Here is a 16,612-nt window from a genome sequence, read left to right as displayed (position 1 = left end):
CGCAAGAATGTTGCGCTCTGATCCGCATTCAGCTCAGGGGAGGAGCCCCAGCTGCCTCGCCTTGGCAAGAGCTTGGTAGCGCGAGCTCGCATCCAGCTTCGTCATTGCCGTACCGAGGTAGCTCTTGACGGTGCTTTCGGTCAGGATCAGCTTTCCGGCGATGTCCCGATTGGAGAGTCCGAGGGCGATCTGCCCGAGCACGTCGAGCTCCCGCGGCGAGAGCCTGACTGGTGCCTCTGTCGACTCGACAGCTTTCGAGTGCTCCCGATCGCGGGGGTCGCCGTGATCTCCGGCGAATCTGACAAGCCGCTCCTCGACGCCTCGAAGGCGCGCACGGACGCGCGCGTCGCCGAGCATCGACGAGACCTCGCGCAGATCGGAGAAGGTGCCCCGCAGCTCCTCCAGCTGGGCTGCGGTGAGTCCGCCGGATCCGAGTTCGGAGATGCTCGCGGACCCCACCCGCATTCGGCGCCTCAGCTCGTCTCGGAGACGCAGCTCATCCTCGACCTTCTTGCCGAGGGCGACGGCCTGACCGAGCGACATCGATTGGGAGTCCGGAGCCGCGCGGAACCCGCCGTAGAGCACGCCCCGAACATGCTTGTCGACGATGACCGGAACCGCCATGAGGCTCTGGACGTCCTCAGACAGGACCTGCACGTCGTAGTCGTGCGTGATGCGGCTGCTGCCGCGGTAGTTCGTCGTGACCTTCGCGCGACGCTCCAGCATCGCGCGGCCGCCGAGTCCTCGACCGAGCTGCACTCGCAACCCGACCAATCCACGACCCTGATTCCCACAGATCGTGTGCACGTTCGTCGTGTCGCGATGGGTGGGTCCGCCAAACGAGAGTGAACACCCCGTGGTCTCGCGCAGGCGGGCGACGGCCTCGGCGAAGACGTCCGCCTCAGTGGCTGCCTCTGGGAACATCATGTGGTCACTACCAACTTCCGGGGGTAGTTCGATACTTCGTCGTATGCGTAGCGTGGATGCTATCACGCAGGCAATGAGGCTTTCGTGTTCGCAACGATGCGAAGAAGCCCCGCCTTTTGCCGTCGAGAACTGCACGCACATATCTGACGAACGCAGCAATGCACTGAGGCAAGGAGGCCCCATGCGACACGAAACGTCATCTCAACCCCCAGGCGGAATCGACTACGTCGCATTCGAGGAAGCGGCTGAATTCAAGGAGCTGAAGAAGCGCCAGCGCTCCTTCGTCTTCCCACTCTCGATCTTCTTCCTGGTCTGGTACGGCGCATACATCATCGTGGCCGCCTACGCGCATGACTTCATGGCCACCCCGGTCTTCGGCAACATCAACGTGGGTCTGCTGCTCGGCATGGGCCAGTTCGTGACGACCTTCGCGATCACCATGTGGTACGTCTCCTACGCCAATCGGCGGCTCGATCCGCTCGCGAACGACCTTCGCGTTGAGCTCACCAAGGCGGACCAGGCATGAGCGGGCAGCTGCTGGCACCCCAGGCCAGCGCTGTCGCGAACAATGACCCCGTCCTGAATATCGCGATCTTCGCGGCATTCGTCGCGGTCACTCTCTTCATCGTCATTCGCGCAAGCCGCAACAGCAAGACCGCAGCCGACTACTACGCCGGCGGGCGATCCTTCTCCGGGACCCAGAATGGGTTCGCGATCTCGGGTGATTACCTGTCAGCAGCGTCGTTCCTCGGCATTGTCGGAGCTATCGCCATCAATGGCTACGACGGATTCCTCTATTCGATCGGCTTCCTTGTCGCCTGGCTCGTCGCTCTGCTGCTCGTCGCCGAGCTCATGCGCAACACCGGCAAGTTCACGATGGCGGACGTGCTCTCGTTCCGCCTCAAGCAGCGTCCTGTGCGCGTCGCCGCAGCCCTCACGACCCTCGCGGTGTGCTTCTTCTACCTGCTCGCGCAGATGGCGGGAGCCGGCGGCCTCGTCGCCCTCCTCCTCGGCATCACCGACGACATCGGGGTCGCGATCGTCGTCGCCGTCGTCGGCGTGCTCATGATCATCTACGTGCTCATCGGCGGAATGAAGGGCACCACCTGGGTGCAGATCATCAAGGCCTTCCTGCTCATCGGCGGCGCGGGGGCGATGACCATCTGGGTGCTCGTCATCAACGGCTTCGATCTCTCCGCGCTCCTCCAGGCGGCGGTCGACAAGGCGGCCCTCGACGGTGCGGAGGATCCGGCCGCGATCCTCGCGCCTGGCCTGCAGTACGGCAAGAACCCGATCGACTTCGTCTCGCTCGGACTCGCGCTGGTGCTCGGCACAGCTGGACTCCCGCACGTGCTCATGCGCTTCTACACGGTGCCCACCGCCAAGGAGGCCAGGAAGTCGGTGGTCTGGGCCATCTGGCTCATCGGCGGCTTCTACGTCTTCACGCTCATCCTCGGCTACGGCGCAGCGGCACTCGTGGGGGCCCCGGCCATCAAGGATGCGCCAGGAGGCGTCAACTCTGCGGCCCCGCTGCTCGCCCTCGAGCTGGGCGGGCCGATCCTCATGGGCTTCATCTCGGCGGTCGCATTCGCGACGATCCTCGCGGTCGTCGCGGGCCTCGCGATCACGGCTGCCGCATCCTTCGCCCACGACATCTACAACAGCGTCGTGAAGCGTGGAACGGCGACCCCAGAGCAGGAGGTGAAGGTCGGCAAGTACACGGTGGTCGTCCTCGGTGTCGTCGCCATCGTCGGTGGCATCGGCGTGCAGGGGCAGAACATCGCGTTCCTCGTGGCACTCGCCTTCGCTGTCGCGGCCAGCGCGAACCTGCCGACGATCCTGTATTCGCTCTACTGGCGCAAGTTCACGACCCGTGGGGCGCTGTGGAGCATGTACGGCGGACTCGCGACGGCCATCATCCTGATCGTCTTCTCGAAGGTCGTCTCCGGCGCCGAGACGGCGATGCTCGGCGAGGGAATCGACTTCGCCTGGTTCCCACTCAACAACCCCGGCATCGTCTCGATCCCGGTCGGGTTCTTCCTCGGCTGGCTCGGCTCAGTGCTGCCGCAGAAGAAGGAAGACCCTCGGGTCGCCGCGGAGATGGATGTGCGCTCGCTCACGGGCTACGGCGCGGAGGAGGCCGTCGAGCACTAGGAAGCTCGCTGCACCGCGTTCGTCGACACGTCGCGTTCGCGTTCGCGAATGGTCGCTCTGACTCGCTCAGGGCGGCCATTTGCGCGTCCGCGTTGTCTCGGTGCCACAACGCACATGAGGTTCCGCAGGCGCGTGGGTAGCGTGGGCCTGTCCACGATGCACATGGAGGTGCGGATTTGACGCAGTCAGCGGAGACAGGTTCCCTCGCGGGGAAGACCATCATCATGTCGGGCGGGAGCCGCGGCATCGGACTCGCGATCGCGAAGCGCGCCGCGCGTGACGGTGCGAACGTCGTGCTCCTTGCCAAGACCGGGGATCCGCATCCGAAGCTGCCAGGGACGGTGTACACGGCCGCTGAGGAGATACGCGAGGCCGGCGGACGCGCGCTGCCGGTCGTCGGCGACGTGCGCGACGACTCCGACCTGCAGCGGGCGGTCGACAGCGCCGTCGCCGAGTTCGGCGGCATCGACATCGTCGTCAACAATGCGAGCGCCATCGACCTGCGCTCGACGCTCGACATCGACGAGAAGCGCTACGACCTCATGCACCAGATCAACCAGCGCGGCACATTCATGCTCTCGCGGGCGGCCCTGCCACACCTCCTCGAGTCACCGGATGCGCGCATCCTGTCGCTCTCGCCGCCCCTCAACCTCGCCCCCCAGTGGCTCGGCGCCTACCCGGCGTACATGACCGCGAAATACGGCATGACGCTCGCGACGCTCGGTATCGCGGCCGAGTTCGCTGAACGGGGTGTGGATGCGAACACCCTGTGGCCCCGCACCACCATCCAGACAGCAGCGGTAGCCAACATCATCGGCGGCGAGGAGCTCATGCGCCGCAGCCGCACCCCTGAGCTGTACGCCGACGCCGCCCACGCGGTGCTCACAGCCCCGCGGGGCCGGTATCGAGGACAGACGCTGCTCTGCGAGGACGTGCTCGCAGACGCCGGCGGGAGCGACCTCAGCGTGTACTCGCCGGGAGTCGACGCCTCCGAGCTCTACCCCGACGCCTTCGTCGACTGATCGGGTGCGGAACAATTGTAGGCAACTGTAGGTAAGTATAGTTATTTGCTATACATGGCTACAGTTCGCTAGCAAGTGCTTGGAGTCACATGGATCCGGTCAAGAACCCCTACGTGCCAGGTGCTGGTCGCAAACCGGCCGCTCTCGTAGGTCGCGACTCATCGATGACCGGGTGGCGGATCGCACTCCAGCGAGCCGAAAACGGGATCACTGATCAACCGTTCGTCCTCTACGGCCTCCGCGGGGTCGGGAAGACCGTGCTTTTGACTCAGTTCCGACATGACGCCGAAGACCGCGACTGGTGGGTCGTGCAAATCGAGGCCGGTTTCGATCGTGAGCTCAGAGAGCTGATCGGTGAGGGCCTCTACGAACCGCTGTCTGACATCAGCCGACCATCGGCGGGCCGCAAAGTTTTCAAGGCCCTCCGGACGGCTCTGTCGTTCAAGGCGTCCTACGATGCGAACGGATCCTGGACATTCGGCGTGGATCTGTCTGACACGCCAGGTGGCGGTGCCGACAGTGGCGTCCTGCATACAGATCTCCGCAAGATCATCAAGGATGTGGGTCTCGCCGCGAGGGAAGAGGGAGTCGGGCTCGCAATCCTCATCGATGAGGCGCAGGACCTTTCAGCGGAAGAACTCACGACGCTCGCCGCAGTCACACAGTCGGCTGCCCAGGACAACTGGCCAGTATTGTTTGCTCTCGCTGGGCTGCCCAACCTGCCCCAGATCCTCGCCGAGGCGAAGTCGTATACGGAACGGTTCCAGTTCAACCAGATCGAGCGACTCTCGCGCGCTGACGCCCACCTCGCGATCGCTCAACCTTCGGCCGCGGAACTCGTCACCTGGGCAGAGGATGCCGTCCAGCACCTCATCACGGAGTCCGGACAGTACCCCTACTTCATCCAGCAATTCGGCCGTGAAGCTTGGAATGTCGCCACCGGAAGCCAGATCACCCTCGCAGACTCTCGTCTTGGGGTAGCGACCGGACAGAACCTCCTCGACAACGGGTTCTTCCGAGCGCGGTGGGACCGGACAACGGCATCGGAGAAGCGATACCTCCGGGCAATGTGCCCGGAAGGCGATGCTGGCGTTGGATCCGGCGAAGTGGCCGCACGACTGAAGAAGTCCATCAGCAGTCTCGGCCCCGCCAGAGCTCAACTCATCCACAAGGGCCTGATCTACGCGCCGGACCACGGGGTCGTGGCCTTCACTGTTCCCGGTATGGCGTCGTTCATCGAACGGCAGATCGAATCCTGAGCCACCGTGGCCAGCGACTCGTTCGGATGCGGAAACTGTCACCCCGTCACGAGACGAGACGCTGCTCTGCGAGGACGTGCTCGCAGACGCCGGCGTGAGCGACCTCAGCGTGTACTCGCCGGGAGTCGACGCCTCCGAGCTCTACTCCGACGCCTTCGTCGACTAGGCCGACAAGAAAGAACCCCGGTCAGATTTCTCTGACCGGGGTTCTTTGTCACCGTGGAGCCTAGGAGATTCGAACTCCTGACATCCTGCTTGCAAAGCAGGCACTCTACCAACTGAGTTAAGGCCCCGTTCGGGTGGAAACGATACCAACCTTCAGTATCGAACCGTGGGGCTACCAGGACTTGAACCTGGGACCTCTTCGTTATCAGCGAAGCGCTCTAACCGCCTGAGCTATAGCCCCCGAAGCGACTGCCCCAACATACACGAAAAGTGCACGTCAAGGGAAATCGAGCCGCTAGCTGTTCGTGAAACCGAACACGAGGCCCCCCGTGACCTTCACAGCGAGGTTGTAGAGGAACGCCGCAACTGCGCCGAGGGCCGTGCCCGCGACGAGGTTGAGGAGTGCGACCACAAGGGAGAACAGCATCAGCTGAGGCAGGGTGACGAAGTCGTCGACTCCCACGCCGGCCGAGCCGGAGACGTCATTGAGCAGGTCGTTGACGCTTCCGAGCACACCCGTGTTCTCGATGACGGTCCACATCAGGAACGTCGCGACGATCGTGATGATGCCGAAGCAGATCGACAGGAGGAAGGAGAACTTCACGACAGACCAGAAGTCGATGTGCACCAAACGGAGGCGCACCTGCTTGCTCGCAGTCTTCTTGCTGGACTTCTGGGCCAGCTTGTCAGCAACGCTCGTCATAGATCAGTACCTCAGTCTTCGGTCTCGTCCTGCTCGAACGACGTGACAGAGTCTGCCACAGTCTCACTCTGGGCACTCTCGGCTGGGGCAGTCTCGCCGTCAGCTGATCCTGCAGACGCTTCCTCGAGGGCGGAGTCGGCGGCGGTGACGTCCGTCTCACCGTCCTCACCTTCCTCGTCTTCCTTCTCGAGTTCGCGGTCGGCGTTCTGCGCGATCGCGATCACGTAGTCGCTGCTGTCGAGCCTCGCGAACGTCACGCCCATGGAGTCGCGTCCCGTCACCGAGACCTCGGCGACGTTGGAGCGAACGACCTTGCCGGAGCCGAGGATGACCAGGACCTCTTCGTTGTCGTGGACGAGCAGCGCGCCGGCGAGGCCGCCGCGCTCCTCGTTCAGCTTCGCGACCTTGATGCCGAGTCCGCCGCGCTTCTGGATGCGGTACTGCGACACCGAGGTTCGCTTCGCGTAGCCGCCCTCCGTGACGATGAACACGTAGGCATCGTCGCTCGAGGTGACCGCGGCCGTCAGCAGGTAGTCGCCGTCGCGGAACGACATTCCCTTGACGCCGGAGGTCGACCGGCCCATGGGCCGAAGCGCCTCGTCGTTCGCCTCGAAGCGAAGCGACATTCCGAGGTGCGAGACGCAGAACACGTGGTCCGACTCGTCGGCGAGCATGGCGGAGACCAGCTCGTCCCCTTCGCGAAGGTTGACCGCGATGATGCCAGCCTGACGGTTCGTGTCGTACTCGGTGAGCGCCGTCTTCTTGACGAGCCCCTCGCGTGTGGCGAGGACAAGATACTGCGCCTGGCGGTAGTCGCTGATGTCGAGGATCTGCGCGACCTTCTCATCGGGCTGGAGCGGCAGGAGGTTCGCGATGTGCTGCCCCTTCGCGTCCCGTCCCGCCTCCATGAGCTCGTACGCCTTCGCCCGGTACACGCGGCCCAGGTTGGTGAAGAAGAGCAGCCAGTGGTGCGTCGTCGTCACGAAGAACTGCTCGACGACGTCATCCGCGCGGAGCTGCGCGCCCTTGATGCCCTTGCCGCCGCGGTGCTGCGAGCGGTAGTTGTCGCTGCGCGTGCGCTTGATGTAGCCGCCACGGGTCACGGTGACGACCATCTCCTCCTCGGGGATCAGGTCCTCGTCGGTCATGTCGCCGCCGGAGCCACGGAGGATCTCGGTGCGACGATCGTCGCCGAACTTGTCGACGACCTCCTGCAGCTCTTCGCCGATGATGGTGCGCTGGCGCACTGGGTCGGCGAGGATCGCCTTGTACTCGGCGATCATGGCCTCGAGGCGGGCCGCGTCTTCCATGATCTTCTGGCGCTCGAGCGCCGCGAGGCGGCGGAGCTGGAGGTTCAGGATGGCGCTTGCCTGCAGCTCGTCCACATCGAGCAGCTCCATGAGGCCGGTACGCGCCTCTTCGACGGTCGGAGACCGGCGGATGAGCGCGATGACCTCGTCGAGCATGTCGAGGGCCTTGAGGTAGCCGCGGAGGATGTGAACCTCGTCCTCGGCCTTCTTGAGGCGGAACTTCGTGCGACGCACGATGACTTCCACCTGGTGCTGCACCCAGGCGGTGATGAAGCCGTCGATGGCGAGCGTGCGCGGAACCCCGTCGACGATCGCGAGCATGTTCGCGCCGAAGTTCTCCTGCAGCTGCGTGTGCTTGTAGAGGTTGTTCAGCACGACCTTGGCGACGGCGTCGCGCTTGAGCACGATGACGAGGCGCTGTCCCGTGCGGCCGGAGGACTCGTCGCGGATGTCGGCGATGCCGGAGAGGCGCTGGTCCTTGACCAGCTCGGCGACCTTGAGCGCGAGGTTGTCCGGGTTGACCTGGTACGGCAGCTCGGTGATGACCAGGCACGTGCGTCCGTGGATCTCCTCGATCGCGACGACCGCGCGCATCGTGATGGAGCCGCGACCGGTGCGGTACGCCTCCTGGATGCCCTTGGTGCCGAGGATCTGCGCACCGGTCGGGAAGTCTGGACCGTGGACGCGCTCCATGAGCGCATCCATGAGCTCCTCACGAGAGGCGTCCGGGTGTTCGAGGTGCCAGAGCGCGCCTGCTGCGACCTCACGGAGGTTGTGCGGCGGGATGTTCGTGGCCATTCCGACGGCGATGCCGACGGAGCCGTTGACAAGGAGGTTCGGGAAGCGAGCGGGCAGCACGGCAGGCTCACGCGTGCGGCCGTCGTAGTTGTCCTGGAAGTCGACGGTGTCCTCGTCGATGTCCCTGACCATCTCGAGCGCAAGCGGCGCCATCTTCGTCTCGGTGTAGCGGGGGGCGGCGGCGCCGTCGTTGCCCGCGGAGCCGAAGTTCCCCTGGCCGAGCGCAAGCGGGTAGCGAAGGGACCACGGCTGCACGAGGCGGACCAGCGCGTCGTAGATCGCCGAGTCACCGTGCGGGTGGAACTGCCCCATGACGTCGCCGACGACGCGGGCGCACTTCGAGAACGCCTTGTCCGGGCGGTACCCGCCGTCGTACATCGCGTAGATGACGCGACGGTGCACGGGCTTGAGCCCATCCCGGACCTCGGGCAGTGCTCGTCCGACGATGACGCTCATCGCGTAGTCGAGGTACGAGCGCTGCATCTCGAGCTGCAGGTCGACCTGTCCGATGCGGTCGCCGCCGTCGGCGTTGGTGGTTGTGACGCGTTCTTCAGCCATAGAGGTGCCTGTGTGCCTTAGATATCGAGGAAGCGCACGTCGTGCGCGTTCTGCTGAATGAAGGTCCGGCGAGATTCGACGTCCTCGCCCATGAGCGTGCTGAACACGGCGTCAGCCGCCTCAGCGTCGGTCACCTTGACCTGCAGGAGCGTGCGCACCGCGGGGTCCATGGTCGTCTCCCAGAGTTCCTGGTAGCTCATCTCGCCGAGCCCCTTGTAGCGCTGGATGGCGTTGTCCTTGGGGATGCGTCGGCCAGCTGCCTTGCCGTCTGCGAGCATCGCGTCGCGCTCACGGTCGGAGTACGCGAAGTCGTGCGCGGCATTCGACCACTTGATGCGGTACAGCGGCGGCTGGGCGAGGAAGACGTACCCGAGCTCGACGAGCGGACGCATGTAGCGGAACAGCAGGGTGAGCAGCAGGGTCGTGATGTGCTGACCGTCGACGTCGGCGTCTGCCATGAGGATGATCTTGTGGTACCTGACCTTGTCAGGGTCGAAGTCGTCGCCGAGGCCGGCTCCGAAGGCCGTGATCATGGACTGCACTTCGTTGTTCTGCAGCGCACGGTCGAGGCGGGCCTTCTCGACATTCAGGATCTTTCCACGGAGCGGGAGGATCGCCTGCGTCTCGGGATCACGGCCCTGGACCGCGGAGCCGCCTGCCGAGTCACCCTCGACGATGAAGACCTCAGAGCGAGTCGGGTCCTTCGACTGACAGTCCTTGAGCTTGCCAGGCATGCCGCCGGTCTCGAGGAGCCCCTTGCGCCTGGTCTGCTCGCGCGCGCGGCGGGCGGCGAGGCGGGCGGCGGATGCCTGACCGGCCTTGCGGATGATGTCCCTCGCCTGTGAGGGGTTGCGGTCGAACCAGTCCTGGAGGGCCTGTCCGACGATCCGCTGCACGTAGGACTTGGCCTCCGTGTTGCCGAGCTTCGTCTTCGTCTGGCCCTCGAACTGGGGCTCGCCGAGCTTGATGGAGATGACTGCAGCGAGGCCCTCGCGGACGTCTTCGCCTGAGAAGTTCTCGTCCTTCTCCTTGACGAGGTTCTTCTCCCTCGCGTAGCGGTTCACGACCGTGGTCAGCGCTGCACGGAACCCCTCGAGGTGCGTGCCGCCCTCCTTGGTGTTGATCGTGTTCGCGAACGAGTGGATGGATTCCGAGTAGGAGTCGATCCACTGCATGGCGAGCTCGAGCGAGATCTTGCGCTCGGTGTCCTCGGCGTTGACCTCGATGATCTCCTCGTGGACCGGCTGCTTCTTCCGGCGGCTGACGAGGTGCTGCACGTAGTCGACGAGACCGCGCTCGAACAGGTACGTCTGCGAGCGCTTCTGTGGGATCTCGATCGACTCGGTGACGCCCTTCGGCTCACCCGTCTCGGTGCGCTCCGCCTCGTCGATATCGGCGGCGGACTCGTCCTGCAGCTCCGTGATCTGAGCGGCGAGCCCATCACCCTGGAGGGTGGACTGGTCACGGTCGTCGGCCAGCGAGATGCGGAGGCCCTTGTTCAGGAACGCCATCTGCTGGAAGCGGGCGCGCAGCACTTCGAAGTCGTACTCGACGGTCTCGAAGATCTCGGAGTTCGCGTAGAACGTGATGGTGGTCCCGGTGTCTTCCGTCGGCTCACCCTTGCGGATGTCGCCCGTCGGGACGCCGTTCTCGAAGTCCATCTCCCATTCGAAGCCGTCGCGCTTGACCTGAGCGATGAGGCGGTAGGAGAGCGCGTTGACCACCGAAGAGCCGACACCGTGGAGACCACCGGAGACGGCGTAGCCACCGCCACCGAACTTGCCGCCGGCGTGGAGCTTGGTGAGGACCACCTCGAGAGTGGAGATTCCCTCGATCGGGTGCAGCTCGACGGGGATGCCTCGTCCGTTGTCGCTCACGCGCACGGCGCCGTCTTCCTGGAGCGCGACCTGGATGTCGTCGCAGTACCCCGCGAGCGATTCATCCACAGAGTTATCCACAATTTCGTACACCAGGTGGTGCAGGCCCTCGGGGCCTGTCGACCCGATGTACATGCCCGGGCGTTTGCGCACGGCCTCGAGACCCTCGAGCACCTGGATCTGCCCGGCGCCGTAGTCGTTCTCGACGCGATCGTTCTGCGAGCGGGTCTCAGCCACTTCAGCGGGCGCCTCGCTCAGCCCTTCCGCCGCAGTCTGGCCTTCCGACGTTCCTGGACCGGCCGACTTCCCCGCATCTTCTGGCGTCTCAGTCGTGTTCTCGGGGTCGGAAGTTTCTGATGCCATAACTCGGGCGTCTCCTTGCTGTGTGGCGACATGCAAGATCCGCGTTGCGAGCAAACTCGCACGACGCGGATCCAGCGACTGTTCAGTCTACCAAGGAACCCGGCCCGAAGCCCGAAGAAGGCGCGTCAAGCGACGAAAACAATGGCCAGGACCGTAAATGCCTCGTCAACCGTAGGTATCGCGTGGGCCACGCCCTGGAACCGATCTGGGACCGCGTTTCCACGAGGGGGCACCCGGGTTCAGAAAGCGGATGCGCTCGACCTTCGCCTCGGCGTACCTCTCGATGAGGTTCGTGAGCAGCAGCGTCTGCATGCCGCGGAGCTGCGTCGCCCAGGCTGTCGAGTCGCACTGGACGAGCAGCACGCCGTCCTCGATGTGCAGGGGCGTCGAATGCGCGGCCGTCTCCTTGCCGACGATCTCGGGCCACGCATCCATCAGCTCCGCCTGCTTGATGGGGCCGTTCCAGCCGAACTGCCTGGTGAGCGCCGCGAGAGCGGAACCAGCAGCGACGGGGTCCCGGCCGAAGCCGAAAGGCTCGGACAGGTCGGTGCCCTGCTCGTCCTTCGCCTTGGCGGCCAGTCGCCTGCGCAAGGAGGTCGTCTTCCCGCCGAAGACCTCCTTGAAGCGCGCGTAGACTTCCGCGCCCTCACTCATCGGCTTGGCCCGTCTGTATCGTTCCGGCGCTGATGCGGATGACCTGCGACCGCAGCCCCGCTGGCACATCTTCGAGGACCGCCGCGGTGATCAGGACCTGCTCGAAGTCGCCGATCGCCTCTGCAAGGCGCGATCGGCGCGAAGCATCGAGCTCGGCGAAGACGTCGTCGAGGATCAGGACGGGATCCCCAGCCCGCGACTCGCTCCGCACCAGCTCGGCAGCGGCGAGCTTGAGCGCGAGGGCGAACGACCAGGACTCCCCGTGGCTCGCCGTGACGCGGGCCGGCAGGCCGTTCAACCAGAAGACGGCGTCGTCGCGGTGCGGGCCCACGAGGCTCACTCCGCGCTCGAGCTCCCGCGGACGCATGGCAGCGAGCTGTGCTGTGAACCGCTCGCGGATCTCAGACGTCGTGACCTCGCCACCCTCGACCTCGGCCCCCTCGCCATCCGCGTCGCCCATCACGGAGGCTGCGTGCCCGAATGCCGACACCCGCATGGAGAGCGTCGGACGGTGGTCGGCGCCGACAAGACGCTGATACGAACCGGCGAGGTGAGGCAGGAGCCGGTCGCAGAGCAGCAGCCGCTCCGCGATGATCTGCGAGCCGAGCTCGAGCATTCGCTCATCCCACACGTCGAGCGTCGCGATCATCGCGTCGGACGATCGCGGCCCGCGCATGGAGCGGAGCAGGGAGTTCCGCTGCCGAAGCACACGCTCGTAGTCGGCGATGACACCGCCAAGTCTGGGCGAGTGGGTCACGAGCAGGGAGTCCAGGAACCGACGCCGCGCCCCGGGCTCGCCGCGAACGAGCGTCAGATCCTCCGGTGCGAACAGCACACTGGCAAAGTACCTGGCCAGGTCCCGAGACCGGACGTTCTGTCCGCCGACCCGCGCCTTGTTTGCACCCGAGCTCGCGATCTGCACGTCGAGGTGCAGCGAGCGCGTCTCGTGGGCCAACTCCATCTTGACGACGGCGAACTCCTGGCCGAAGCGCACCAGCGCCTGGTCGCTCGAGACTCGGTGCGAACCGAGCGTGGCCAGGTATCCGATCGCCTCGACGAGGTTGGTCTTTCCCTGGCCGTTGGAGCCGACGAACAGGTGAGCGCCGGGTCCAAGCGAGAGGTCGGCCGACTCGTAGTTCCTGAAGTCGTGCAGCTGCAGACGGGTGACGTGCACCGGTTACCGCATGAGCAGATTCGGCTGCAGCAGGTAGCGGTAGTTCGTCGACTCGCCTTCATCGCGCGAGGTCTGGCTCGTGAGCAGCACTGGTCCGGGCTTGTTGGGGTTCTCGGAGTTCGTGAACGCGATGCGAACGAACGGCGAGTGGATGGCCCCGACGCCGTCGAGCAGGAACTGCGGCTTGAGCGAGACGACCATGTCGTTCCCCTGGAGCACCGCGTCGAGGTTCTCGCTCGCCTGCGCCTGCTCGCTGCCGAGCGCTTCCAGGTGGAGTCCCTCGGTCGTGAACGTGAAGCGCAAGGCCGCCTCGCGCTCGAGGACGAGCTGCACGCGACGAACCGCGTCGACGATGTCGCTCACCGTGAGCACCGCGTAGTGCGGCGTCTCAGCAGGGAACAGACGCTCGACGGCCGGGAAGTTGCCCTTGATGAGCAGCGAGGTGACGGTCTTGTTGCCGGCAGAGAAGGCGATCAGCTCGCGGATGTCGTCCTTGACGAGGGTGATGGTGATCTCACCTGAGCTGCCGAGCGACTTGCCGACCTCGGCGAGCGTCTTCGCCGGCACGAGCGCCGTCTCGGTCTCCGTGAGCGAGCTCTGCCATTCGATCGTGCGAACGGCGACGCGGTAGCGGTCGGTTGCGACGAGGCTCATGGAGTCTGCCTGCAGGGAGAGGTTGACGCCCGTGATGACGGGGGCGACATCTTCACGGGAAGCGGCGACGGCGACCTGGGAGATGGCTTCCGAGAAGACGTCGCCGGCGATGGAGCCGCTGGCACCCTCGACGACGGGAAGGCTCGGGAACTCCTCGATCGGCATCGTCGGGAGGTGGAACGAAGCGCTTCCACAGCGAATGACAACGCCGGAGTCGTCACGGCTCAGCTCGACGGGGGCCTGCGGGAGGCGGTTCGCGATGTCTGCGAGAAGACGACCCTGTACGAGGACCGCACCGGGTTCCTGCACATCAGCGTCGATGCTGGTGCGACTTGAGACCTCGTAGTCGAACGACGAGAGCGTGACGCCTGCCTCGCCGACCTCGACGACGACACCGCTGAGGATGGGGAGGGTCGGGCGCTGAGGCAGAAGCTTGACGACAAACGACACCGCATCGCTGAAGACGTCACGGTTGACAACAAACTTCACTAGGCGTTCCTCTCGTTGGAATGCCCCAATGGTAGCCGCCTCGATTCGGTGTGTTGTGACCGATCGCCCGTGCATCCTGTGATGCACGCAGCAGCATGCCCGAGGCGTCGCGCACGCGAAAATACCAGCCCGCCGACGTCCAGCCGACCACCGTCCATCGATGTCATCGACTCTCCCAATATCTATAGATTTCTTGTCATCATCGTATTAACAGCTGTGCACACTGTGGATAACTCCGAACTCACCAGCAGCCCCACGGGAACTACAAGAATGTAAGTTGTGGTGGAGCGGTGGACGCCCTGTGCACGCTGACGAGCACTGGGGTGCACAACTTCGTGGACTCCACAGCGTCGAGGGCGTTTTCCACAGTCCGTGCTCGCGTGTCGATTCCACAGTCCACAAGTTATCCACAGGCGAAAACGGCAAGAAAAACTCCACATCCGAGCACGTGGCGTCGTGATGTGGAGCAGATGCGTCGCTCAGGAGCGGCCGTTGCCGTTCTGGCGGATGCGCGCGGTGAGCTCGGTGACCTGGTTGTAGACGTCTCGTCGCTCGGTCATGAGCTTCGTGATCTTGCGGTGGGCGTACATGACGGTCGTGTGGTCTCGCCCGCCGAACAGCTGCCCGATCTTCGGGAGCGAGAGGTTCGTCATCTCCCTGCAGATGTACATGGCGATCTGCCTGCTCGTCGCGATCGCCTGAGAGCGGGACGAGCCGTAGAGGTCATCGACGGTCAGCTGGAAGTACGCGGCAGTGCGGTTGATGATGTCGACCGGGGACACGATGCCCGTGTCCTGGTCGGAGACCAGATCCTTCAGGACGGTCGAGACGAGCGCAAGATCGACCTTCTCGCCGTTGAGGTTCGCATACGCGGTGACTCTGATGAGCGTGCCCTCGAGTTCACGGATGCTGGAAGACACCCGTGCAGCGATGAACTCGAGCGCATCGTCGGGAATCAGGAGGTTGTCGACCTGCGACTTCTTCCTCAGGATGGCGATTCGCGTCTCGAGGTCAGGCGACTGCACGTCGGTGATGAGGCCCCACTCGAAGCGCGACCGCATCCGGTCCTCGAAGCCCGTCAGCTGCTTCGGTGGGAGGTCACTCGTGATCACGACCTGCTTGTTGTGCTCGTGCAGGGTGTTGAACGTGTGGAAGAAGGCCTCCTGCGTCGAGTCCTTGCCCTGGAGGAACTGGATGTCGTCGATGAGGAGGATGTCGTTGTCGCGGTAGCGCGCCTGGAACGACTGCGTCCTGTTGTTGGCGATCGAGTTGATGAAGTCGTTCGTGAACTCTTCGCTCGAGACGTACCTGACCTGGATGCCCGGATAGATCGACTCGGCGTAGTTGCCGATGGCGTGGAGCATGTGGGTCTTGCCCAGCCCGGAGCCGCCGTAGACGAAGAGGGGGTTGTACGAGCGAGCCGGTGCTTCCGCTACTGCGACCGCGGCAGCATGCGCGAATCGGTTCGACCCTCCGATGATGTAGTTGTCGAAGGTGTAGCGAGGGTTGAGGCGCGACTCCGGGTCTGGCTGTGTGCGCGCTCCCTGATCCGACGAGGAATGGAGGCCGACCGCCTCCGACTCGACCACGGTGACGGAGCTCGTCGGCGCGGGAGCGGAGCGTGGTGGTGCCACCTCGATGTAGTCGTGCGAGTCCAGGGGCTCGCTCGCCGATGCTCGCGGCGCAGCATCCGGGTTGACGAGCACCGCGAAGGTCTTGATCTCGGACTCGTCGAGCTCAGCGATCGCGGCGAGCATCGGCACCCGCGCGCGCGTCTCGATCATCGTGCGAGTCATGTCGTTCGGGACTTCGAGGAGCAGGGCGCCGCTCATGACGCCCTTCGCCTCGACGAGGCCGAGGAACCCCAGAAGGGAAGCGGGGACGCGGTCGTCTTCACGCAGTGTGGAGAGCAGCGTCTGCCACGTCTCCGAAACGGGGTCGGTCACCGAAGCACTCCCCCGTCCCTCTGTACTTCCCAGCTCCGCATCTCTGTGGGCCGGCGTTTCTTCTTGGCTGCGCACTCGCAGCATGGTCAACGCACCGGCCGTGTGGCACTGGTGCGCAAGTCATTGTGATCTACCCGGTGAGATATCCACAACTTCTGTGGACAAACGGGCGTCTGCCTGTGCATAACTCGCAGAGGTAGGGGTCCAGCCTACGCCGGATCAGGGCGTGCGCCAATCGCTTTCGCTGGATCCGGCATGTCGCCGCTCGTCGGCACGAGCTCGTGAGCATAATGCGGGGCTTCTGGCGGCAGTTGACTGCCAGGCGCAGGTCACGTAGGTTAAGGCAGTTGTGCCCTTCGGTAGGGCACTTGTGAAAATCCGTACGGCGTCCGCCGATCGGGTCGTATCTTCCGGAGTTCTCATGTCGAAGCGTACTTTCCAGCCAAACAACCGCCGCCGCGCGAAGACCCACGGCTTCCGCCTGCGTATGCGCACCCGTGCGGGTCGCGCCATCCTCTCGGCTCGTCGCCGCAAGGGACGCACCGAGCTTTCCGCGTAG

Annotated in this window: 13 protein-coding genes and 2 tRNA genes; 5 read left to right on the top strand and 10 right to left on the bottom strand. The window is 64.7% G+C overall.

The window, feature by feature from the left end:
• Window positions 1–33: 33 nt before the first annotated feature.
• Window positions 34–774 (bottom strand): LuxR C-terminal-related transcriptional regulator, encoded by a 741-nt coding sequence (locus C5E06_RS16265; protein ID WP_181063009.1) that lies wholly within the window; start codon window positions 772–774, stop codon window positions 34–36.
• 334 nt (window positions 775–1,108) lie between these two features.
• On the opposite strand from C5E06_RS16265, the gene C5E06_RS16260 reads away from it, so the two are divergent.
• From C5E06_RS16260 to C5E06_RS16245, 4 genes are all read left to right on the top strand, one after another.
• Window positions 1,109–1,453 (top strand): DUF485 domain-containing protein, encoded by a 345-nt coding sequence (locus C5E06_RS16260; RefSeq protein ID WP_104244049.1) that lies wholly within the window; start codon window positions 1,109–1,111, stop codon window positions 1,451–1,453.
• Window positions 1,450–3,081: a cation acetate symporter gene (locus tag C5E06_RS16255; RefSeq protein ID WP_104244046.1), complete on the top strand. Its 1,632-nt coding sequence runs from the start codon at window positions 1,450–1,452 to the stop codon at window positions 3,079–3,081. The genes C5E06_RS16260 and C5E06_RS16255 overlap by 4 nt, the downstream gene beginning before the upstream one ends.
• A 176-nt stretch (window positions 3,082–3,257) precedes the next feature.
• Window positions 3,258–4,103 carry an NAD(P)-dependent oxidoreductase gene (locus C5E06_RS16250; RefSeq protein WP_258067710.1) on the top strand — a complete coding sequence of 282 codons (846 nt, stop codon included), beginning with the start codon at window positions 3,258–3,260 and terminating at the stop codon, window positions 4,101–4,103.
• A gap of 89 nt (window positions 4,104–4,192) precedes the next feature.
• Window positions 4,193–5,362: an ATP-binding protein gene (locus C5E06_RS16245; RefSeq protein WP_104307573.1), complete on the top strand. Its 1,170-nt coding sequence runs from the start codon at window positions 4,193–4,195 to the stop codon at window positions 5,360–5,362.
• Window positions 5,363–5,582: 220 nt separating this feature from the next.
• On the opposite strand, the gene C5E06_RS16235 is transcribed toward C5E06_RS16245, so the two are convergent.
• The 9 genes from C5E06_RS16235 to dnaA all read right to left on the bottom strand — a co-directional run bounded on the left by C5E06_RS16235 (window position 5,583) and on the right by dnaA (window position 16,053).
• Window positions 5,583–5,655, bottom strand: a tRNA-Ala gene (locus C5E06_RS16235).
• A 39-nt stretch (window positions 5,656–5,694) separates the two neighbouring features.
• Window positions 5,695–5,768: transfer RNA gene (locus tag C5E06_RS16230), tRNA-Ile, on the bottom strand.
• A gap of 54 nt (window positions 5,769–5,822) precedes the next feature.
• The gene (locus C5E06_RS16225; protein WP_104244042.1) at window positions 5,823–6,230 is read right to left on the bottom strand and encodes a DUF3566 domain-containing protein; all 408 of its coding nucleotides are present in this window, start codon (window positions 6,228–6,230) and stop codon (window positions 5,823–5,825) included.
• 11 nt (window positions 6,231–6,241) lie between these two features.
• A complete protein-coding gene (gene gyrA / locus C5E06_RS16220; protein WP_104244040.1) occupies window positions 6,242–8,896 on the bottom strand; it encodes a DNA gyrase subunit A in 2,655 nt (884 codons plus the stop codon).
• A 17-nt stretch (window positions 8,897–8,913) separates the two neighbouring features.
• Window positions 8,914–11,136 carry a DNA topoisomerase (ATP-hydrolyzing) subunit B gene (gyrB, locus tag C5E06_RS16215; protein WP_104244038.1) on the bottom strand — a complete coding sequence of 741 codons (2,223 nt, stop codon included), beginning with the start codon at window positions 11,134–11,136 and terminating at the stop codon, window positions 8,914–8,916.
• 165 nt (window positions 11,137–11,301) lie between these two features.
• Complete coding sequence (locus C5E06_RS16210) at window positions 11,302–11,790, bottom strand: DUF721 domain-containing protein (RefSeq protein ID WP_104244036.1); 489 nt, start codon at window positions 11,788–11,790, stop codon at window positions 11,302–11,304.
• Window positions 11,783–12,964, bottom strand: a complete 1,182-nt coding sequence (recF, locus tag C5E06_RS16205; protein ID WP_104244034.1) for a DNA replication/repair protein RecF — start codon at window positions 12,962–12,964, stop codon at window positions 11,783–11,785. Before recF ends, C5E06_RS16210 begins: the two co-directional genes overlap by 8 nt.
• A 3-nt stretch (window positions 12,965–12,967) precedes the next feature.
• Window positions 12,968–14,107 (bottom strand): DNA polymerase III subunit beta, encoded by a 1,140-nt coding sequence (gene dnaN, locus C5E06_RS16200; protein WP_104244032.1) that lies wholly within the window; start codon window positions 14,105–14,107, stop codon window positions 12,968–12,970.
• A 479-nt stretch (window positions 14,108–14,586) separates the two neighbouring features.
• Window positions 14,587–16,053, bottom strand: coding sequence for a chromosomal replication initiator protein DnaA (gene dnaA, locus C5E06_RS16195; RefSeq protein WP_258064842.1), 1,467 nt, complete (start codon window positions 16,051–16,053; stop codon window positions 14,587–14,589).
• Between the two features lie 421 nt (window positions 16,054–16,474).
• Here dnaA and rpmH point away from each other — a divergent pair, with 421 nt between their 5' ends.
• The gene (gene rpmH / locus C5E06_RS16190) at window positions 16,475–16,612 is read left to right on the top strand and encodes a 50S ribosomal protein L34 (RefSeq protein ID WP_068484134.1); all 138 of its coding nucleotides are present in this window, start codon (window positions 16,475–16,477) and stop codon (window positions 16,610–16,612) included.

The sequence above is a fragment of the Pseudoclavibacter sp. RFBI5 genome, from assembly GCF_002931395.1.
Lineage (GTDB): Bacteria > Actinomycetota > Actinomycetes > Actinomycetales > Microbacteriaceae > Pseudoclavibacter.
The sequence above is the reverse complement of the archived record's forward strand: the minus strand, read 5'-3'. Positions and strand labels throughout refer to the sequence as shown.